18 protein-coding genes and 1 riboswitch are annotated in these 20,683 nt (G+C 27.0%); of the genes, 15 read left to right on the top strand and 3 right to left on the bottom strand.

The features are described 5' to 3' along the window. Positions 1-6 precede the first annotated feature (6 nt). Positions 7-1,695: an ABC transporter ATP-binding protein gene (locus TEGL_RS15135; RefSeq protein ID WP_018589916.1), complete on the top strand. Its 1,689-nt coding sequence runs from the start codon at positions 7-9 to the stop codon at positions 1,693-1,695. 54 nt (positions 1,696-1,749) lie between these two features. Here the strand turns inward: TEGL_RS15135 and TEGL_RS15130 are convergent, their stop codons facing one another. Next, a complete protein-coding gene (locus TEGL_RS15130; RefSeq protein WP_018589915.1) occupies positions 1,750-2,208 on the bottom strand; it encodes a hypothetical protein in 459 nt (152 codons plus the stop codon). Between the two features lie 197 nt (positions 2,209-2,405). Here TEGL_RS15130 and TEGL_RS15125 point away from each other — a divergent pair, with 197 nt between their 5' ends. Next, positions 2,406-4,739 (top strand): ATP-dependent DNA helicase, encoded by a 2,334-nt coding sequence (locus TEGL_RS15125; protein ID WP_018589914.1) that lies wholly within the window; start codon positions 2,406-2,408, stop codon positions 4,737-4,739. A gap of 51 nt (positions 4,740-4,790) precedes the next feature. On the opposite strand, the gene TEGL_RS15120 is transcribed toward TEGL_RS15125, so the two are convergent. Beyond that, entirely contained in the window at positions 4,791-5,261 is a 471-nt protein-coding gene (locus tag TEGL_RS15120) for a hypothetical protein (protein WP_018589913.1), read from the bottom strand. Between the two features lie 245 nt (positions 5,262-5,506). On the opposite strand from TEGL_RS15120, the gene TEGL_RS15115 reads away from it, so the two are divergent. From TEGL_RS15115 to thiC, 9 genes are all read left to right on the top strand, one after another. Beyond that, positions 5,507-6,400 (top strand): SPL family radical SAM protein, encoded by an 894-nt coding sequence (locus tag TEGL_RS15115; RefSeq protein WP_018589912.1) that lies wholly within the window; start codon positions 5,507-5,509, stop codon positions 6,398-6,400. 63 nt (positions 6,401-6,463) lie between these two features. After that, positions 6,464-6,742: a hypothetical protein gene (locus TEGL_RS15110; protein ID WP_018589911.1), complete on the top strand. Its 279-nt coding sequence runs from the start codon at positions 6,464-6,466 to the stop codon at positions 6,740-6,742. Positions 6,743-7,070: 328 nt separating this feature from the next. After that, positions 7,071-8,297 (top strand): serine/threonine transporter SstT, encoded by a 1,227-nt coding sequence (gene sstT, locus TEGL_RS15105; protein ID WP_018589910.1) that lies wholly within the window; start codon positions 7,071-7,073, stop codon positions 8,295-8,297. A 354-nt stretch (positions 8,298-8,651) separates the two neighbouring features. Continuing rightward, positions 8,652-10,241 (top strand): nickel ABC transporter substrate-binding protein, encoded by a 1,590-nt coding sequence (gene nikA, locus TEGL_RS15100; protein ID WP_018589909.1) that lies wholly within the window; start codon positions 8,652-8,654, stop codon positions 10,239-10,241. A gap of 104 nt (positions 10,242-10,345) precedes the next feature. Further along, positions 10,346-11,278, top strand: coding sequence for a nickel ABC transporter permease (gene nikB, locus TEGL_RS15095; RefSeq protein ID WP_018589908.1), 933 nt, complete (start codon positions 10,346-10,348; stop codon positions 11,276-11,278). A 4-nt stretch (positions 11,279-11,282) separates the two neighbouring features. Further along, positions 11,283-12,116 carry an ABC transporter permease gene (locus tag TEGL_RS15090; RefSeq protein WP_018589907.1) on the top strand — a complete coding sequence of 278 codons (834 nt, stop codon included), beginning with the start codon at positions 11,283-11,285 and terminating at the stop codon, positions 12,114-12,116. 21 nt (positions 12,117-12,137) lie between these two features. Continuing rightward, positions 12,138-13,127, top strand: a complete 990-nt coding sequence (locus tag TEGL_RS15085) for an ABC transporter ATP-binding protein (RefSeq protein ID WP_018589906.1) — start codon at positions 12,138-12,140, stop codon at positions 13,125-13,127. Further along, entirely contained in the window at positions 13,114-14,043 is a 930-nt protein-coding gene (locus TEGL_RS15080) for an ABC transporter ATP-binding protein (RefSeq protein ID WP_018589905.1), read from the top strand. Before TEGL_RS15085 ends, TEGL_RS15080 begins: the two co-directional genes overlap by 14 nt. Positions 14,044-14,129: 86 nt before the next feature. Further along, positions 14,130-14,231, top strand: a riboswitch (TPP riboswitch). A gap of 181 nt (positions 14,232-14,412) precedes the next feature. Beyond that, a complete protein-coding gene (thiC, locus tag TEGL_RS15075; protein WP_018589904.1) occupies positions 14,413-15,717 on the top strand; it encodes a phosphomethylpyrimidine synthase ThiC in 1,305 nt (434 codons plus the stop codon). 71 nt (positions 15,718-15,788) lie between these two features. Here thiC and TEGL_RS15070 read toward each other — a convergent pair whose 3' ends face one another. Beyond that, positions 15,789-16,919: an AI-2E family transporter gene (locus TEGL_RS15070; RefSeq protein WP_018589903.1), complete on the bottom strand. Its 1,131-nt coding sequence runs from the start codon at positions 16,917-16,919 to the stop codon at positions 15,789-15,791. A 627-nt stretch (positions 16,920-17,546) separates the two neighbouring features. Between TEGL_RS15070 and TEGL_RS15065 the strand changes: the two genes are divergently transcribed. The 4 genes from TEGL_RS15065 to TEGL_RS15050 all read left to right on the top strand — a co-directional run bounded on the left by TEGL_RS15065 (position 17,547) and on the right by TEGL_RS15050 (position 20,512). After that, complete coding sequence (locus TEGL_RS15065) at positions 17,547-17,693, top strand: hypothetical protein (RefSeq protein ID WP_018589901.1); 147 nt, start codon at positions 17,547-17,549, stop codon at positions 17,691-17,693. Positions 17,694-17,782: 89 nt separating this feature from the next. Then, a complete protein-coding gene (locus TEGL_RS15060) occupies positions 17,783-19,222 on the top strand; it encodes a sensor histidine kinase (protein ID WP_018589900.1) in 1,440 nt (479 codons plus the stop codon). Continuing rightward, on the top strand, positions 19,212-19,859 hold the full coding sequence (locus tag TEGL_RS15055) for a hypothetical protein (RefSeq protein ID WP_018589899.1): 648 nt from the start codon (positions 19,212-19,214) through the stop codon (positions 19,857-19,859). The genes TEGL_RS15060 and TEGL_RS15055 overlap by 11 nt, the downstream gene beginning before the upstream one ends. After that, complete coding sequence (locus TEGL_RS15050; RefSeq protein ID WP_018589898.1) at positions 19,859-20,512, top strand: response regulator transcription factor; 654 nt, start codon at positions 19,859-19,861, stop codon at positions 20,510-20,512. Before TEGL_RS15055 ends, TEGL_RS15050 begins: the two co-directional genes overlap by 1 nt. The last annotated feature ends 171 nt before the right edge of the window (positions 20,513-20,683 follow it).

The following is a 20,683-nucleotide window of genomic DNA, read 5'->3' as shown; positions in this document are numbered from 1 at the left end:
ATATGTATGAAGGAATGCATTAAAAAAAATAAAATATTATTGTTTATTACAATAATATTTAGTGTTATATCATCTATAACCATGGTAGGTGTATCATTATTACTACAATCGACCATAGACAAAGTAATGAATGGGGATATGGAAGGATTTAAAAAAATCTTAATTTTTACTTTAGTATACTGTGTAATTATGGGATTATTATATTTTATTTATGATATCCTTAGCAAAATGTTTATTAGGAATGTAACGAGGGAACTTAGAAGTAAAATCTTTTCGGGTATAATAAATCACAACTATAAAGATTTTAATTCTAAAAATACGGCAGACTACATATCAGCACTGACTAATGATATTAAATTAGTAGAAGAAAACTATATTACCTCTTTATTATTAGTTTTACAGTTTTCAGTGGCGTTTATAGCAACGATAGGTATTTTGTTATACTTAAGTCCCTTAGTAACAGGTTGTTTATTTGTAAGTATGTTATTAATCTTTATAGTGCCAAGTATTTTTGGGAAAAAACTAGAAAGTAAACAGATGAATCTTTCTAATAAGCTTACATCATTTACTACTGTAATTAAAGATATGCTTAGTGGGTATGATGTTATAAAATCTTATAATTTAAAGAAAGATGCGTTTAAAGAGTTTGAAGGAGAAAATATAGAGTTAGCTAAGACTAAGTTTGAAGCAGATAAATTACTGGTAATAAACGAAACTTTATCTCAATTACTTGGTATGGGAACTCAATTTGTTGCCGTATTTTTATCAGCATACCTAGTTTTAAAGGGGAATATTACCATGGGAACATTAATAGCAATTGTTCAATTGTCAGGAAGTTTTATTCAACCTGTTATTATGATAATGAGCTATACTCCAAAGATTACGTCTATGGCTTCTGTAATAAAAAGGTTAGATGATATATCTAATTATAAAGATAGTAGCTTTATAGGAAGTGAAAATCCTTCCTTCGAAAGCTCTATAGAAATAAGTAATGTGAATTTTGCATATGAAGATAATAAAAATATTCTTGAAAATGTAGACTTAAAAATAAAGAAAAATAAAAAATATGCTATTGTAGGGCCTAGTGGCTGTGGAAAGTCAACTTTAGCAAAGTTAATTCTTGGATATTATGCAGATTATAGTGGAGAAATCAAGTATGATAATAAGGAAATTAGGAATGTAAACATAGAAAAAATTAATAAAATGATTTCTATTATTCATCAAAATGTATATATGTTTGATAAAAATATAAAAGATAATATTTGTTTATATGAGAAATTTTCATATGATAATATAAACAATATATTAGAATTAAGTGGTGCAGATAAATTTATTAATGAATTAGAAGAGGGATTAGATTATTTTGTAGGTGAGAATGGAAATAACTTATCTGGAGGACAAAGACAAAGAATTGCCATAGCAAGAGCTTTAATTCAACAAACGCCGATCCTTATATTAGATGAAGGCACTTCAGCAATAGATATGCAAACTGGATATGATATTGAAAATAAGTTATTAAATTTAGATAATCTTACGTTAATAACGATTACACATAAAATGAGCCAGGAATTATTGAGTTTATATGACGAGATAATTTTCATGGAAGATGGTAAAGTAATTGAGCAAGGTAACTTTAATGATTTAATAAAAAAAGAAGAAAAGTTCTATGATTTTTATAAGTTAGAAACAGCATAATTAATTGTAAATAAAAAGTGATGAATTAAAAAATAATTCATCACTTTTTTGTTTTTAATATAATTCATTTACTGCTTTTAAAGTTTTTGTTGGGCAACAAGTTTCATATATAATGCTTCCATCTTCTCCAATGTAAGAATTGTAAATTGTTAAATTTCTAATCAACTCGCTGTAATGATATGCAAGTAAACCTACATTGTTAGGTGTTGATAGTCGTACTACCTTCGTTTCATCAAAATTAAATCTATTTTGTTTTAATATACTTCTTGTAATGTTTACATCGCTTGAAGACTGAACATCATCTTCACCAACTATAAACACAAATTTTAGCTGTCTGTTATTTTCTGACATATAATACGCAGAGATATTTAAGTTATTTTCTCCAAGAGTGTTTAACAAGGCAGATAGGTATTCTTCGCTAGTATAAACAGTAAATTGAACTACAATAGAAGCGCTAGAATTATTAGCATTTGAAGAATTAACTTTATTTATTAAATTTTTATCTTTATTCATAATTCACTGTCCTCCCTTGTAATAATATTAAGACATATTTCTTTAATGCCTATATCCTATAATATGACATAATAGTCTTGAGTGTTACATAAATTTACATTTATTAATAAATTTGTGCTAGTTTTAAATTTATAGTACATTTGTATATAATAAGATAAAACATAGATATTTATAAAAATAGGAATAAGGAAGTTATTATGAAAAAGATAAAAATATCAGTGAGAAACTTAGTTGAGTTTATTTTGAAGAAGGGAAGTATAGACAATAGATTTGTAGGAAATATAAAGGCAATTGAAGGAATTAGAGGACATCAAAAAGTACAGAAATCCTATGGAGATGAATATACCTCAGAAGTATCTATAAAACATGCATTTGCTTTTGATGAAGTAGAAATAGAAGTTGAAGGAAGAATAGACGGACTCTTAATTGAAAATAGTAAAGTTATAATTGATGAAATAAAAACTACTACAAAAGATTTACTATTAATAGGTGAAGATAGTAACCCACTTCATTGGGCTCAGGTAAAATGCTATGGATATATGTATTGTATTCAAAATGATATAGATAATATAGATTTACAAGTAACTTATTATAATATAGAAAATAAATCTACAAGAATATTAAGAAAAAAATTCCAGATAAGTGAGTTGGAAGAGTTTTTCTTTAAGTTAATTTATGAATATAAACTATGGGCAAATATGGAGAAACAATGGATGGAAACAAGAAATGAATCCATTAAAAATTTAAAGTTTCCATTTGAAAAATACAGACCAGGACAACGAGAATTTGCAGTGCGAGTTTATAAAAGTATAGTAGGTAGCAGGAAGTGTTTTGCCATGGCACCAACAGGTACTGGAAAAACTATATCGACACTTTTTCCAGCTATAAAAGCAATGGGAGAAGAGAAAACTTCAAAAATTTTTTATCTTACAGCAAAAACAATAACGCGAGAAGTAGTGAATGATACTATAAACTTGATGAAAAAGCAAAATTTAAATTTGCGAAGTGTAGCGATAACTGCAAAAGAAAAAATATGTAAGATGGAAGAAGCTAATTGTAATCCAGATTATTGTCCTTACGATAATGGATACTATGACAAAATAAACAATGCCCTTAAGCAGATTTTAAGTAAATATAATGATTTTAGTAGAAAAAATATTGATGAAATAAGTGAAGTTTATAAATTGTGCCCCTTTGAATTATGTCTTGATTTAACTATGTTTAGTGATGTAATTGTTTGTGATTATAATTATATATTTGACCCTAGAGTTTATTTAAAAAGATATTTTGATGTGAAAAAAACAGATTTTACATTTCTTGTAGACGAGGCACATAATTTATTAGACAGAAGTAGAAATATGTACTCTGCTGAAATAAATCAAAATATTTTTATAAAAATGAAGAAAATAATAGGCAAAAAAGATAAAAAAATATTAAATGCAATAAAAGAAATAGAAAAATATTTTATAGATATATGGAATGTATTAAATTTAATAAAAGAAAAATACGTTATTAAAGAAGAATTGCCTAAATCCCTTATAGAACTATTTAATATATTAACGAAATTTATGGATGAATATTTATCAAGAAGTAATGAAGAAAACTCTGAACTACTAGATTTATATTTTGAAGTTAATAAGTTTTTATCTATTTCAACTTTTTATAATAATAGTTATAGAACTATATATAGTGATGAATTGATTGGTATTAATGTGAAATTATTTTGTGCAGATCCTTCAGATTTAATTATTGAAAAAATGAATAAATCTAAATCTACAACTATTTTCTCTGCAACTTTAACACCTTTAAATTACTATAAGGAGCTTTACGGCAGTGAAGAGGGAGACTTTGTAATAAATTTAAAAAGTCCTTTTGACATAAAAAATAGGCTGATAATAATAGGAGATGATATTTCCACTAAATATAATAAAAGGGAAGATACAGTAGCAGATTTAATAGAATATATTAAAGTTTGCGTGGAAAGCAAAATTGGAAATTATATGGTATTCTTTCCATCCTATAAATATATGGAATTGACCTATGAAAAAATTAAAGATAAATATGAAGAACTGAATGTAATAATACAAGAAAATAATATGAGTGAGGAAGAAAAAGAAGAGTTCTTAGATTTATTCAATAATAATAAAGAAACTCATGTGGGATTTTGTGTCCTAGGAGGTCATTTCTCAGAAGGTATAGATTTAACGGAAGATAAGCTTATAGGAGTTATTGTTGTTGGGGTTGGAATGCCACAAATAAATATTGAAAGAGATATAATAAAGGAACAGTTAAATGAAAATAATAAAGGGTTTGATTATGCTTATGTTTATCCAGGAATGACAAAAGTACTTCAAGCTGTGGGCAGATGTATCAGAACTGATAAGGATAGAGGAGTAATTTTACTTCTAGATAACAGATATTCAAACTATAGATATAGAAGCCTTTTTCCACAAGAATGGAGTCCTTATGTGAGGATAAAAAAGCCTAATGATATTAAGGGTTTATGTAAAGTATTTTGGTATGATGAGTAAAGTAATATAAGAAAAACACTACAGCTTAGTAATGTTTTTCTTATATAAAAATTAAAATTGTAGTTTATTTAATATACCATTAGTGATATTTTTTTTATTTTCACTAAAGTAAACAATCAATCCAGTATAGAACTTATTAGACATATTTAACATATCTTTCATTTCTATTAAATTACCTAAAAATTCCTCTTTATCCATAGTGCCGATAATATACCCTATAAAACACTCTAAGTAAGAAGTTGCTTTTTCTTGCCAGTTAGCTTCTTTTGCTAAGGTAGATTGGACAAAAGGTGTTATACACATATATGTAGCCAATTCTCCAAGATCTCTTTCATCATAGTTAATAAGATTCTCTTTTGATTTTATTTTAAAATCGTCGGCTAAAAAAACACCATTTAACAAATCAGATGTAACATTAACTATATAAGTTAGTATTTCATCATCAGTACTTTTTGTTAAAGAATGTAATATAATATTATCTGAATCAAAATCTTTATAATGAATTAAATTTTTTAATTTCATTTCATACCTCCAAGCTATTATAGTAATAATTATATAATGATTACTATATTTTGAGTATAAATATTATTTGTAATTTTTATTCAGTTGTAAAAAATTATTTATGATATAGATATAATAAAGGAATCTAATTATAAGATATATCCAATATCTATATTAATAAATTTATATAATATATGTTAAGTGACTATATTTATGATATAATCCATAAATATAATATTCTGTAAAAAAGAAAGGATTGAAGTTTAATGGAATTTATACCAACAAAAACAATTATATCATCTTATAATGAGAATCCATATTGGTTCGGAATTAATTACAATATGAATATGTATAAAGGTTGCTGTCATGGTTGTATTTATTGTGATTCTAGGAGTAACTGTTATAAAATTGTAGATTTTGACAGAGTAAGAATAAAGGAAAATTCAATAGAAACAATAAGAAAAGAACTTCAATCTAAAAGAAAAAAAGGTGTAGTTGGAACGGGAGCAATGAGCGATCCTTATAATCCATTTGAAAAAAAATATGAACTAACTAGAAAAGCTTTAAAAATAATTGATGAATACAGGTTTGGAATAGGAATTGCTACAAAGAGTAATTTAGTAACTAGAGATATAGATATACTGAAAAGAATACAAAGTCATTCTCCAGTTATAGTTAAAATGACAATCACAACCTTTGATAATGAATTGTGCAAAAAAATTGAAAGAAAAGTTTGTACATCAGAGGAACGATTTAAGGCTATAAAAGAGTTAAGTGATAATAACATATATACGGGTGTATTGCTTATGCCATTATTACCTTTCATTAATGATAATGAAGATAATATAAAAAATATTATAAAAAAAGTACATGAATGTGGTGGAAAATTTATTTTTACATATGGTATGGGGGTAACACTTAGAAATAATCAAAGAGAATACTACTTTCAACAATTGAGAAAAATATTTCCAAAAGAAAACTTAGAAAACATATATATGAATACATTTGGAAACATATATGAAAATAATTCACTAAATGCAACTTATTTATGGAAAATTTTTAAATCAGAATGTGAAAAATATAATATTTTATATAAAATGGAAGACATTATAGAAGGCTACAAACGTAATTATGAAAGAAATCAGATAACTTGGTTTTAATTATTGTTATATATATTTTTTTATGATATATTACAGATATAAATTTAGAAGGGACTAAAAATTATGACAGACATAAAACTTAATATAAGTGAAGAAGAACTTGCTGAAATAGAAGAGATTAAAGAGTTAGCACAAGGGTGCACAAATTATTTATTAGAGTCTATAATAAATACAGAAACAGGAGAGCGAATTGAATTAGAAGAAAATGATAAAAAAGCTATTTTTAAGTTAGTCTTAAATAAAACAATGGAGTTTATAGAAGAATGCTCTTTTCCAAGTAATGAAGAAGATTTCGCACAGTATGTTGAAACCGTGCTTATATACATGCAAGAAAAACTATAGGTAAAAAGGGAGTGGTTTAAACCATTCCTTTTTTTGTTTTATGTAAATTTAAAATAGAATGGGATAATGTTTTCCTAAAGTTTTCATATAAAAAATGACAAATTAATTTTAAAAAATATTATTTAAAATACGAAATCAACTAGTTGTAAAACTGTTATATCAAAGATTTGATAGATTATAAATTAATAATGTGTTCTTAAATGAAATTTAAAATGACAATACAATTATAAAATTATGAAAACTTTTTCATGGAAAATAAGCTTTTTTCTTGAAAACGTTGTCGAATAATGGTATTATAAATTCAAGAAAAAAACTTGGGGGAGAAAAAATGAAAAAACTAATCAACAAATGGAATAACATTAGCTTAGTAAAAAGAATCATTATTGGTTTAATAGTTGGAATAACGTTTGCCTTGACTATACCAACTCAACTAGCACCGATTGCAATTTTAGGATCATTATTCGTAGGAGCTTTAAAAGCTGTAGCTCCAATATTAGTATTTTTCTTAGTTATAGCGGCAATATGTCAGCATAAAGAAGGACAAAAAACAAATATAAAATCTATAATAACTTTATATCTTGTTGGTACATTAATAGCTGGTATAGTAGCTGTTGTGGGAAGTTTCTTATTCCCGGTAACGTTAACACTTACTGCAGGAGCTGAAGGAGTAACACCTCCAGGTGGTGTAGGTGAGGTACTAAAAGCTTTATTAATGAATGTAGTAGACAATCCGGTAAATGCAATAGCAAATGCTAACTATATAGGGGTGTTAACTTGGGCTGTTGTTCTTGGACTTGCACTTAAAAATTCATCAGATTCAACTAAGCAAGTAATTGTAAACGTATCTGATGCCATATCTCAAGCTGTTAGATGGGTAATTAATTTAGCACCATTTGGTATAATGGGATTAGTATTTGATACAATAGCAACATCAGGAATAGAATCATTATTTAGCTATGGACAATTAATAGGTGTGCTATTAGGATGTATGGCATTTGTTGCTTTAGTAGTTAATCCATTTATAACTTTCTTAGCTATAAGAAAAAATCCATATCCATTAGTATTAAGATGTTTAAGAGAATCTGGACTTACAGCATTTTTCACAAGAAGTTCTGCTGCAAATATACCAGTAAACATGAAACTTTGTAAAGATTTAGGATTAGATAGTGATACTTATTCAGTATCAATACCTTTGGGGGCGACTATAAACATGGGTGGAGCTGCAATAACAATATCAGTTCTTGCTTTAGCGGCTGCTCATACTTTAGGAATAAAAGTTGATATAGGAACAGCAATAATATTATCAGTGTTATCGGCAGTATCTGCTTGCGGGGCATCAGGAGTGGCTGGAGGATCATTACTTCTAGTACCACTTGCTTGTTCATTATTTGGAATACCAAATGAAATAGCAATGCAAGTAGTTGGTGTTGGATTTATAGTTGGGGTTATACAAGACTCTGCTGAAACAGCACTAAACTCTTCAACAGATGTTCTTTACACTGCAGTGGCAGAGTTTGGTAAGAGAAGAAAAGAATCTATAAAAAAAGCTGCTTAATGATTTTAACCTTAGATTAATAGAAATAATATAGAATATATTAAAGCCATATTGATATTTAGATCAATATGGCTTTATTTTTAGAATAATAGTATTATTTTATGTCCTGACTGTAATTGAATAAAATTTTGTATAAATTAAAATAAAATATGCATTATAAATATATAAAAAACAAGTCGAAATATGAAGATAAAAATAAATTGATAAAATATTGAAAATATTAAAAATATACAATACAATTATATTATAATTTGAAATGATAAATTTACCACGAAGGTATATTTCTGTATAAATACAGAAAAGCCTTCGTGTTTTTTTATTATTATAATTAACTAAAAATAGGGGGAGACAATTGTGGAAAAAGGAATTATTAAGAAGTTAAGTGTAGTATTAATGGCCTTACTCATATCGGGGTCAATTCTTGGTTGCAGTTCTACTAAAGAAGAAAGTAAAAGTGATACTTTAGTAATTGCAACAGCAAATGATATTGGGGATCTGAATGCTCATGGGTATTGCCCTATGTATGGTCAAAATTTTTTATATGATGGACTTACTACATTTGAAGATGGAGAAGTTAAACCTTCACTGGCGACTAAGTGGGATATATCAGAAGATGGAAAAGAATATACATTTTATTTAAGAAAAGATGTTAAATTTACTGATGGTTCGAAGTTAAATGCAGATATTGTAAAAAAGAACTTTGATGCAGTTTTAAAAAATAAAGAAGAACATGCTTTTTTAGAGTCCATTAATTTAATGGATTCAGTAGAAGTTATAGATGATAGTACAGTAAAGATTAAATACAAAGAAGCTTACTATCCTGTTTTACAAGAATTAGCATTATCTAGACCTGTAAGAATTATGGCTAAAGCATCTTTCCCTGAGGATGGAGATACATCTAAAGGTATAAAAGAGCCTATAGGAACAGGTATGTGGAAACTTAAAGAGTATAAGGCTGGAGAATATTCAATACTTGAGAGAAATGAAGATTATTGGGGAGAAAAGCCTAAGTGTGAAGAAATAAAAATGGTTGTTACTCCAGATGGAGATACTTCTGTAAATGCCTTAAAAGCAGGAGAAGTTGATATGATATTTGATGTGGAAAGTAGATTATCACCAGACGCTTTTAATGAGTTAAAAAATAGTGGATTTGGAACACATGTATCAGAACCCTTAAGTACAGTATCTTTAATAATTAATGCTACTAATGGTCCAACAGCTGATTTAAAAGTAAGAAAAGCATTACAACATGGTGTTGACAAGGAAGTTATTTCTGAGAATGTATTTTATGGATTACAAAAACCAGCAGATACTTTATTTAATGAAAATGTTCCTTACTGTGACCTAAACTTACCTAAGTACGAGTATGATCTTAAAAATGCTGGAAAACTTCTAGATGAAGCAGGGTGGAAGCTAGAAGAAGGAAAAGATTATAGAACTAAAGATGGTAAAGAGTTAGAAATAGGATTTTATTATGATGGTGACAATGTAATTTACAAATCTTTGGGAGAAGTACTTCAAAGTGAATATAAAAAGATAGGTATTAAAATAAATTTAGAAGCACAAGAAAGACAAGCTTTAATAGATAGAACTAAAAAAGGCAATTTTGGTATAACGATAACAGAGACATGGGGAGATCCATATGACCCTCATACTTTAGTGGCATCTATGAAAAATAAAGGATATGCAGATTATCAAGCACAAAAAGGTTTACCAATGAAAAAAGATATAGACGAAAAAATAAGTAAGGTTATAGTTGAAAATGATGAAACTAAGAGACAAGAATTATACAAAGATATTCTTACAACACTACATGATCAAGCAGCATATTTACCTATATCAAACACAACAAGACTAGTGGCTTGTGATAAGAATTTAACTGGTATTAAATTTAATACTCTTTATTACATACCTGTTGAAGATGTTACTAGAGAAAGTAAATAAATTATTATTTGAGATTTAAATTTATACTAAAGATGAACTTAAGTTCTAGTGACTTTACAAATTAGGACTTAAGTTTATTCTACTTATGAGAAAGAGGGTTTGTAATGAAGAAATATGTTATTAAAAGATTAATTACACTTATACCTGTTTTGATAGGTGTATCTATAATAGCTTTTCTTTTAGTAAGAATTATGCCTGGAGATGCAGCAACAGCATATTTAAATGCAGTAAATATTCCAGTAACAGATAAAAATTTAGAAATAGCTATGGTTAATCTTGGTTTGGATAAACCTATTATGTCACAATATTTTAACTGGTTAGGAAATGTTTTGAAATTTGATTTTGGATCTTCATATATAAGTAAAGAATTAGTTTCTGTTGAATTATTGTCTGGATTGAAATACACTATATCATTAGCTTTTGCTTCATTATTATGGCTGTTTACAATCAGTGTTCCTTTAGGTATATACTCAGCAACACATGCAGGAGGAAAAGTAGATAATATAGGAAGAGTTTTTTCTTTTGTAGGATCTTCTATGCCATCTTTTTGGCTTGGATTTTTATTGGTTCAATTCTTTTCAATTAAGATGGGAATTTTACCTGTATCAGGAGCAGAAAAATTTTCTAATATAATATTACCGTCATTAACTTTAGCTTTTGGTTATGTACCAACTTATTCAAGAATTTTGAGAAATAGTTTATTAGAAAATATGAAATCTCCTGCTGTAACTTACGCTAGGGCGAGGGGAATAAATGAGAGAAAAATATTATTCAATCATGTAATACAAAACTCTTTAATTCCCATAATTACATCCTTAGGAATGAACTTTGGTGGAATGCTTTCAGGAAGTCTAATCGTAGAAAATGTATTCTCTTGGCCAGGAATTGGTCGTATGATAACAGGGGCTATATCTCAAAGAGATTATCCAATGATACAAGGATATATTATACTTATGGCTATTATATTTATTATTAGTAATCTTATGGCAGATTTAAGTTGTGCTAAAATCGACTCTAGAATAAGATTGGAAGGGTAAATAAATGAAGAAAAAAGAAATTATAAATATATTATTAAAAAATAAATTATCTCTAATATGTTTTATTTTTATTCTTTTATTAATTATAACTGGTATTTTTGCACCTACTTTTTCTAAACACGATCCTCTAGAAATGGAGCTTACTAAAAAGTTTTTATCAATTTCTATGGAATATCCTATGGGAACGGATAATATGGGTAGATGTATATTTTGTAGAATAATTCATGGAATTAGACCAACTGTAGGACTTTCCTTAATTGCTTGTATAATATCTGCAAGTTTTGGTATTTTTATAGGTATGTTATCAGGATTTTTAGGTGGAAAAGTTGATAATTTTATTATGAGATTATGCGATGTTTTATATTCTTTCCCAAGTCTAGTATTAACTCTAGTAATAGTAAGTTTTCTAGGTGCAGGAATTACTAATATTATAATTGCTATGATTTTAGTTCAATGGATTTGGTATGCTAGGGTAACGAGAAATTTAACAATAAGAGAAAAAGAGTTAAGTTATGTTGATTGTAGTAAATTACTAGGTAGTTCAAATATTAAAATACTGATTAAATCTATTTTGCCAAATATATTTCCACAAGTGCTGGCCATACTTACAATAGATTTTGGACATACGATTTTAGCAGTTTCAGGTTTTTCTTTTTTAGGTTTAGGTGTAAAAGCTCCTTTTCCAGAGTGGGGGATGATGATAAATGATGGTAGGATGTTTATGCATAGCAACCCTATGTTAATGTTTTGGCCTGGAATAATGATTTTATTAGTAGTTCTTAGTGCAAATATAATAGGAGATCAACTTAGAGATACTTTGGAAGAGGTAGTTAGTTAAAATATATGGAGGGAAAATAATATGGAAGATACTTCGATTTTGAAAATTAAAAATTTAAGTATTGAATTAATTCAAAAAAATGAAAGATTAAAGGCACTAGATAATGTAAGTTTGTCTTTGGAAAAAGGAAAAACTATTGGAATAATTGGAGAAAGTGGTAGCGGAAAATCACTAACCTGTTCTTCTATAATGGGACTTTTAGATGATAAAAAGTGGATTGTAAATGGAGATATATATTTTAAAAATAAATTCTTACCTTATAGAAATAATACTGAGATGAATAAGTTTAGAGGAAATCATATAGCTATGATTACGCAAAACCCAATGAGTGCATTTAATCCATTAAGAACTATAGGTTATCATTTTATTGAAACACTATTATCCCATGAAAAAACTACTAAGTGTGAAATAGAAGAAAAGGCAATGAATATATTAGAAAAAATGCATATTTCAAACCCTAAAAATGTATTAGATAGCTATCCTTTTCAGTTAAGTGGAGGAATGCTTCAAAGGGTAATGATAGCTTTAGCTGTAATATTAGAACCGGAAATAATAATAGCTGATGAGCCTACTACAGCTTTGGATTTAACAGTACAACGTGAGATTATAAATATATTAGCACATATTCAAGATACTTTAGGAACATCTATAATATTAGTATCTCATGACCTTAGTATAATATCGGAATTGGCAGATGAAGTATTAGTTATATATGGAGGAACTATAGTTGAAAAAGCGTCTGTTGATGAAATATTGAATAATCCTAAACATCCATATACAAATGCATTAATACAATCAAGGCCTAAATTTTCGAAAAATAGATTGCCAATGTTGGAAGGAACACCACCAAGTTTGTTTGAAAGAGGAAATGGGTGTGAGTTTTATAGTAGATGTAATGCTAGAGAGAAAATTTGTAAAAATAATAATGTGGATATTATAAATATAAATGAAAATCATCAAGTAAAATGTGTATTATTTAAGGAGGCTATAAAAAATTGTGGAACTGCTTAGTATTAAAGATGTAGAAAAAGTATATAGATTAAAAAATAAAGAAGAAGTAAGAGCTTTAGATGGAGTAAGTTTTACTGTTAAAAAAGGTGAATGTGTTGGATTAGTAGGAGAAAGTGGGTGTGGAAAAAGTACTTTAGGAAAACTTATTGTAGGATTAGAAGAGTGTTCACAAGGAAAAATAGTATTTAAGAATAAAAATGTAAAAAATATTACAAGAAAAGATAAGTATAGAAGAGATTTACAGATGGTATTTCAAGATAGTTTAGCAGCAGTAAATAGAAAAAATACAATTGAAGAGATAATATGTGAACCTTTGAAAAATTTTAATAAATTATCTAAAAGTGAAATTAATCTAAAAGTTGAAGAACTGTTAACTAAAGTTGGAATTGATTATAAGGATAAATATAAATTTCCAAGCCAGTTTAGTGGAGGTCAATTACAACGTATATGTATTGCTAGAGCATTAGCTTTGGAGCCAGACTTATTAGTATTGGATGAGCCTCTTAGTAGTTTAGATGTATCAATTCAAGCTCAAATACTTAACTTGCTTTCTGATCTAAAAGATGAATCAGAATTAACTTATATATTAATATCTCATGATTTAGAGGCAGTATATTATTTGGCAGATTCTTTAGTGATAATGTACAAGGGGAAAGTAATGGAAGAGCTGCAAAATGTAGAAGATATTCACAAGATGAAACACCCTTATACAATAAAATTATTATCATCATCATATGAATATGGAAAAAATATGTCTAAAGATTTTATTGAAAAGATTAATAATGATGATGGGGTTACGTTTGGATGCCCATATTATAGAAGGTGTAATAGCTCTAAGCCTATATGTAAGATAGATTGTCCAGAGCTTACGGAAATATCTGATGGGCATAAGATAGCATGTCATTTAAATGCATAGTTTAATAATTGTAAATAATAAATAGCTATATAAAAAAATCTATAATGTTGAAGTTAATACAATATAGTGCTAGAATAAAGTTAAAATAAAATATTTAGGGGAGCTGTTGCTGAGATTGAATTTTTAAATTCTAAACCCTTTGAACCTGTTTGGATAATGCCGACGTAGGGAGATTAAGTATTGTATATATTTTGTTTTAACATTTTATTGTTAATGACATTATTTATTAATTTTGATTAAAAGTCGTACATTTATTGTACGACTTTTTATATTAAGAGAATCTTTCTTATTTTGCGTAATTATTGCCAAAGTAAGAAAGATTTTTTTATTTAAAAAATTTTATAAAGGTAAGATGAAAGGGGAAATAAAATGAGTTACACAACACAGATGGATGCAGCAAGAAAGGGAATAATAACAGAAGAATTGAAAAAAGTAGCGACATATGAAAATATGGATGTTCAAGAATTACTTGATTTAGTAGGAACAGGTAAAGTCGTAATACCAGCTAATAAAAATCATAAATCATTAAAACCTTATGGAATAGGTAAAAAATTAAAAACAAAAATTAATGTAAACTTAGGTACTTCTAAAGATTGCCTTGATACAAGTATAGAAATGGAAAAAGTTATGAATGCAGTAAACTTAGGTGCAGAAGCTATAATGGATCTAAGTTCTTTTGGAGATACTCAAACATTTAGAAGAAAATTAATAGATGAATGCCCTGCAATGATAGGTACAGTGCCTATATATGATGCAGTAGTATATTATAATAAGCCGTTAAAGAAGATAACTGCAAAAGAATGGTTAGATATTGTTAGAATGCATGCAGAAGATGGTGTAGATTTTTTAACTCTTCATTGTGGAGTTAACAAGCATACAGCAGAAAGATTTAAAAAATCTAATAGACTTACTAATATAGTTTCTAGGGGAGGGTCTATTATATTTGCATGGATGGAGTTGACAGGAAATGAAAACCCTTTCTATGAATATTATGATGAAATATTAAATATTTGTGAAAAACATGATGTTACGATAAGTTTAGGAGATGCTTGTAGACCTGGAAGTATTGCAGATGCAGGGGACGTATCTCAAATTGAGGAGTTAGTTACACTTGGAGAATTGACTAGTAGAGCTTGGGAGAAAAATGTTCAGGTTATGATAGAAGGTCCTGGGCACATGCCATTAAATCAAATAAAAGCTAATATGGAAATAGAAGAAACTGTTTGCAAAGGAGCACCTTTCTACGTTTTAGGTCCTCTAGTTACTGATGTGGCACCAGGTTATGATCATATAACAGCTGCTATAGGAGGAGCTATTGCAGCTACTTATGGAGCATCATTCTTATGTTATGTAACTCCAGCAGAACATTTAAGACTACCAACAGTAGAAGATGTAAAAGAAGGAATAATTGCATCTAAGATAGCAGCTCATGCAGCGGATATAGCAAAAGGAGTTAAAGGTGCGACTGATTGGGATAATGAAATGAGTAAAGCTAGAAGAGATTTAGATTGGGAAAAAATGTTTGATTTAGCTATAGATAGTGAAAAAGCAAGAAGATACAGAACAGAATCTAAACCAGAAAATGAAGATACTTGCACAATGTGTGGGAAAATGTGTGCAGTTAGAAATATAAATAAGATATTAAAAGGTGAAGATGTAGATATTATGGATTAATTAAAAAATACCTTAAAATAGCTTATAAAAGTCTATTTTAAGGTATTTTTATTTTGTTTATACTTGTTGTTTTATATAGTATTGCTTAGAGATTCATCTTTTTTGCTGTAAATATATCTCTTAAAGTAAACTAAAAGAACACCGGTAACTGGTACGGCTAACAATATACCTAAAAACCCTGTATATTTTCCAGCAAATGTTACAGCTAATATTGTTAATATTGGTGGTACGCCAACTTGTTTTCCAACAAAATGAGGCTCTAATATGGCACTTTCTAATTGTTGAACCACTATCATAATTACTAAAACTAAAATAGCTTTATTAATAGAGAAGAATAAGTTAGTAACAACAGCTATAATAGTACCTAAAATAGGTCCGAAGAAAGGGATCATATTAGTTACACCAGCAATTATTCCTATAAATAATGCATATCTAGAACCTGTTAATGCAAGTACTATAGTACAGATAATACCGTAAATTGTAGAATCCATAGCTTTTGCTACTATATATACACCAATATTATTATCCAATATATTAACAAACTCTTTTACTTTAAAATAATGTTGTTTTAATATTTTTTGAAAAAATAAGCTTATAACTTTAATATATTTTTCCTTCGATAAAAGTAGATAAACTGAGATAACTAAACCAAGGACAATATTTATAGTATAAGATACGATTATACTCATTAAATTGATAATAAAGTTACTAACAGTAGATGCTGTAAAGCTTGATACTGGAATTAAAACCTTGGTAATAAAATCATTAATTTGTGCTTTAATGTCTGGATTATTAATATCAAATTCAAATTGTGATGAAATATTGTTAATTAAATCTTGTACTTGATCTATACCACTTGGAATAGAAAGAGCAAGTTCGTTAATGTTAGATTTTATAACTGGAACAATAAATAACCATGAAAATATTAATATAATCAAAGTTATTCCGTAAATAATTAAAACGGAAAGTCCTCTTTTTAACTTGAACTTTTCTTCTAATTTTTTCATAGGCTGGTTAAGCATATATGCAATTATAAAACCTATAAAAAATGGTGCAAGTAAACCATTAAGTACTTCAAAGTTGTCCGTAAAAAAATTAGTTATATTACTATAGTTTTTTAGCACAAGTATTCCTACAAATATAAGAAATATAGGTATTATATATCTTATGGATTTAATAAATTCTTCTTTAAAATTTTTCATTTTGAACTCCTTTATTACAAATAATTGAAAAGACCTTCAGAAAAATATTCATAAATATAAAATGAATATTTTTCTGAAGGTCTTGCTAACAAGTTTTACCTTGCTAATCAACCGGGATATTATCCGTAATGACGGTTGATTATCACAAATGTGAAAGCTACTCCCCTTCGAGAATTTACATTGTTAAATAATATGATATAATAATTTGTGTGTATAATCAAGTTTATTATTAACTTTTCAAACTAAAATACAAGAAAAAATATTATAATACAAAAAACTACAAATTTTACAACTTTGAAACAAAATAAATACAAGATTAAAACCTCTAACCATTAATATTAGGGCATGAAAAGTTATTAACAGCGGAGGTTGAGTATGAAAAGAAAAAATTATAAAAAATCAGCAATGATACTAGGTATTAGCTGTTTATTATTATTTACTGTAGGAGTATCTTATTCTAAAGTAATGGGAAATATAATATAGGAAAAGAAAGTGTAGCACAAAGTAAAGATGAAAAAAAGAAGAGCCAAAAGTTGTAAGTTAAGTGGTATAAATGAAGAAGGTAAAAAATACACTTATGATGCTAAAAAATAGAAGAAAAATTAAAGAAATATGATCATTCAAATAATGGGAAAAATTGTATTTTTATTAACTAGATCAAATATAGAAAATAGTTGTGAAACTGCAAAAGAATTAGTGAAGCAAGAAGCATCTATTGATTGGAAGGATTTAAGTGGTGATGCTGGAGGTTGCAGAAAAACTTTGATCAATTAATAAAATACTTTAAAGAGAACGGATATGAATTTAAAACTTTATCATAATAAATTATAAAAATTATTTATTAAAGAAAAATCGGTGAGTATATGAAATTTTGGAAAAAGATATTTTTATATTCAGTTGTATTATTTTTACTCCTATTTAATGGAGGCGGAATAATATTAATAGAAAAAATCCATAGTGATAATCTAAATACAACACTTAAATCAGTTATGTATAAGTGTTTAAATATGGAATCAATTATGTATTTAAATACAGATTATCTTATGGATATAGACGTAAATAGTAATGCTAGTATAAAAAACTGGCTAGAAACTATAATAACTGGCTATTCTTTAAGCGCTGTTGAACAATATAATACAGAATTTTATTCTGACGACAATAAATTGATAATGTCTAATTTAAAAGAAAAAGTAGGTGGAGATAGAAAAGAAATTACAAATGCGAAAAAGGATAAAAAATCATTTATAATAAGAACTTTGAATAACAAGAAATATGTATTTGTAAGTTCTATTGTTAACTTACAAAATATAGATTTTAAATTGGTAATATCGAAAGATATACAAGATGTATATAATGAAAGAATAGATAATTATAAATTTTTCTTAATAATTGATATTATTATATCTATAATCTTAGCAATTGTAATGTATATAATTTCTAAAAGTTTAACTAATCCAATAGAGAGCTTAAGTAATATTTCAAAAGATATAGCCAGTGGAGATTATAGTAAAAGGGCTAATGAAAGTAAAAATAATGATGAAATAGGGGTGTTAGAAAATAATTTCAATATTATGATAGGTGTAATAGAAGACAATATAAGAGAATTGAAATATTTAAATGAGTCAAAACAAAGATTTATTGATAGTTTAAATCATGAAATAAAAACACCGATTACATCCATAATAGGATATTCAGAGCTTTTATTAAAGGGAAATGTAAATGAAGAAACTAAATTAAAAGCTTTAAACTATATTAATTCAGAAGCAAAAAGGCTAGAAACATTAAACACAACTTTACTTAAATTAACTTTAATGAGAGAAGAAAAAACAACTTTGGAAAAAGTCCAATTAGTGGAGATTGTAAATAGTGTATGTAATACGTTGAGATATAAATTAGAAAGAAAAAACATAAATTTAAGTATTGATATTAGAGATGTAAATATATCTGTTGATAAGCAACTAATTATAGTATTACTTACAAACATTTTAGATAATGGTATAAAAGCTTGTGAAATAAATTCTGATATTTATATACAAGGTAATTATAGTGATGAGACTTATGTTTTAAAAATAAGGGACAGTGGTATTGGAATACCACCTGAAGATTTAGATAAAGTAAAGGAACCATTTTATATGGTGGATAAAGCTAGAACTAGAAAAAATAATGGTATAGGGTTAGGTCTTTCCATATGTAGTGAAATATGCAAAATTCATAATATTAATATAAATATAAAAAGTCAGGTCAAAAAAGGAACAGAGATTATATTAACTTTTAATAAGGAGAACTTATGTAATGAAAAGTAAGTTATTTTTATTGGCTTTACTTATATCATTTGCTATTATTTTTATAGTAAATAATATAGAATATTCTTATAAAGAAAATGAACTTTACAATCAAAATGATATTTCGAATTATAGTGAAAAAAAAGATGAAAGTAACAATTTAATTAATAGAAATAAGGCTATAAAAATTGCTACTTATATCTTAAAAGATATATTAAATATTAATATTGAAAATCATCAAATTAATATAAATTTATATAGAGGCGGAGCTTATAACAATGGTTATAATTGGAATGTAAGTTTCTATAAAAATGATATAAGTGGTAGCTATGGTGTTATAATAAATTCAAATACTGGAGAAATCAATGAGATTACTGTAAGTCAAGTAATTAATTATGAGGATGGAATTAGTAATTTAAGTAATAAAGAGACAATATCTTTAATAAATAAACTTACAAGCGCCTTAGGTTTTGATTTGAATAATTACAACTTGAGTTCGAAAAATATAATAGATTATAATATTAAAGGAACTCAAACAGTTTACAAAGTTTGTACTTTTATAAATAAAACTGATTCAAATGATAAATTTGAGATTACTATTGATTGTAAAGGAAAAATAATAACTAAATATGCACGTAATAGTAACAAGGAGGTTTAATGATGAAAATACTGGTTGTTGAAGATGAAGCAGCAATTAGAGACTTAATATCTATAAATTTATCTTTAGTCGGATATGAAGTATTTAAAGCAGAAGATGGATTAGAAGCAAAAGAATTTTTGGAATCAAATAGAGTAGATTTAATTTTACTAGATGTTATGATTCCTGGTATAGATGGATTTTCTTTAATAGAAAAAATAAAAAAATATAATATACCGGTAATATTTGTAACAGCTAAAGAGTCTGTACTAGATAGGGTCAAAGGGCTTAGATTAGGAGCTGAAGATTACATTGTTAAGCCTTTTGAAACTATAGAATTATTAGCTAGAATAGAAGTTATCTTAAGGAGGTATAATAAAGATAATCATAAAATAAAATTTGAAAATGTTGAAGTGGATACAAATAAAAGAATAGTCAAATTAAATGATAAAGAGGTATATTTAACTGCTAAGGAATATGATTTATTAATTTTATTTCTGCAAAATAGAAATATGGCTTTATCAAGAGAACAGATTTTAGATAGAGTTTGGGGATTTGAATATGTGGGAGAAACTAGAACAGTAGATATTCATGTTCAGAGGATTAGAGAAAAATTGGATTTGAAAAACTCAATAAAAACTGTATTTAAAGTAGGGTATAGATTAGAAGGATAAAAAATAGAAAATTATATTTTTATATTGACATTATTATAAGCAAACGGTATCATATAATTATAACTGGATAATTAAATGATTTGGCATGTTACTGATAATGCAGGCAAGACCAAATTTTATAGCACATTAGATTTCTTCTAAGATCTATTTAGTGTGTTATAAAGTTTGGTC

It is taken from the genome of Terrisporobacter glycolicus ATCC 14880 = DSM 1288, from assembly GCF_036812735.1.
Classification (GTDB): Bacteria; Bacillota; Clostridia; order Peptostreptococcales; family Peptostreptococcaceae; genus Terrisporobacter; species Terrisporobacter glycolicus.
This window is presented reverse-complemented; position numbering and strand designations above follow the sequence as displayed.

Excerpts from the sequence above, each read along its gene's own strand:
- TEGL_RS15135 (WP_018589916.1), top strand. The coding sequence starts at position 7 with ATGAAGGAATGCATTAAAAAAAATAAAATATTATTGTTTATTACAATA.
- thiC (WP_018589904.1), top strand. The coding sequence starts at position 14,413 with ATGAGTTACACAACACAGATGGATGCAGCAAGAAAGGGAATAATAACA.
- TEGL_RS15120 (WP_018589913.1), bottom strand. The coding sequence starts at position 5,261 with ATGAAATTAAAAAATTTAATTCATTATAAAGATTTTGATTCAGATAAT.
- TEGL_RS15130 (WP_018589915.1), bottom strand. The coding sequence starts at position 2,208 with ATGAATAAAGATAAAAATTTAATAAATAAAGTTAATTCTTCAAATGCT.
- TEGL_RS15085 (WP_018589906.1), top strand. The coding sequence starts at position 12,138 with ATGGAAGATACTTCGATTTTGAAAATTAAAAATTTAAGTATTGAATTA.
- nikB (WP_018589908.1), top strand. The coding sequence starts at position 10,346 with ATGAAGAAATATGTTATTAAAAGATTAATTACACTTATACCTGTTTTG.
- TEGL_RS15055 (WP_018589899.1), top strand. The coding sequence starts at position 19,212 with ATGAAAAGTAAGTTATTTTTATTGGCTTTACTTATATCATTTGCTATT.
- TEGL_RS15090 (WP_018589907.1), top strand. The coding sequence starts at position 11,283 with ATGAAGAAAAAAGAAATTATAAATATATTATTAAAAAATAAATTATCT.
- TEGL_RS15065 (WP_018589901.1), top strand. The coding sequence starts at position 17,547 with ATGGGAAAAATTGTATTTTTATTAACTAGATCAAATATAGAAAATAGT.
- TEGL_RS15050 (WP_018589898.1), top strand. The coding sequence starts at position 19,859 with ATGATGAAAATACTGGTTGTTGAAGATGAAGCAGCAATTAGAGACTTA.
- TEGL_RS15115 (WP_018589912.1), top strand. The coding sequence starts at position 5,507 with ATGGAATTTATACCAACAAAAACAATTATATCATCTTATAATGAGAAT.
- TEGL_RS15060 (WP_018589900.1), top strand. The coding sequence starts at position 17,783 with ATGAAATTTTGGAAAAAGATATTTTTATATTCAGTTGTATTATTTTTA.
- TEGL_RS15070 (WP_018589903.1), bottom strand. The coding sequence starts at position 16,919 with ATGAAAAATTTTAAAGAAGAATTTATTAAATCCATAAGATATATAATA.
- TEGL_RS15110 (WP_018589911.1), top strand. The coding sequence starts at position 6,464 with ATGACAGACATAAAACTTAATATAAGTGAAGAAGAACTTGCTGAAATA.
- sstT (WP_018589910.1), top strand. The coding sequence starts at position 7,071 with ATGAAAAAACTAATCAACAAATGGAATAACATTAGCTTAGTAAAAAGA.
- TEGL_RS15125 (WP_018589914.1), top strand. The coding sequence starts at position 2,406 with ATGAAAAAGATAAAAATATCAGTGAGAAACTTAGTTGAGTTTATTTTG.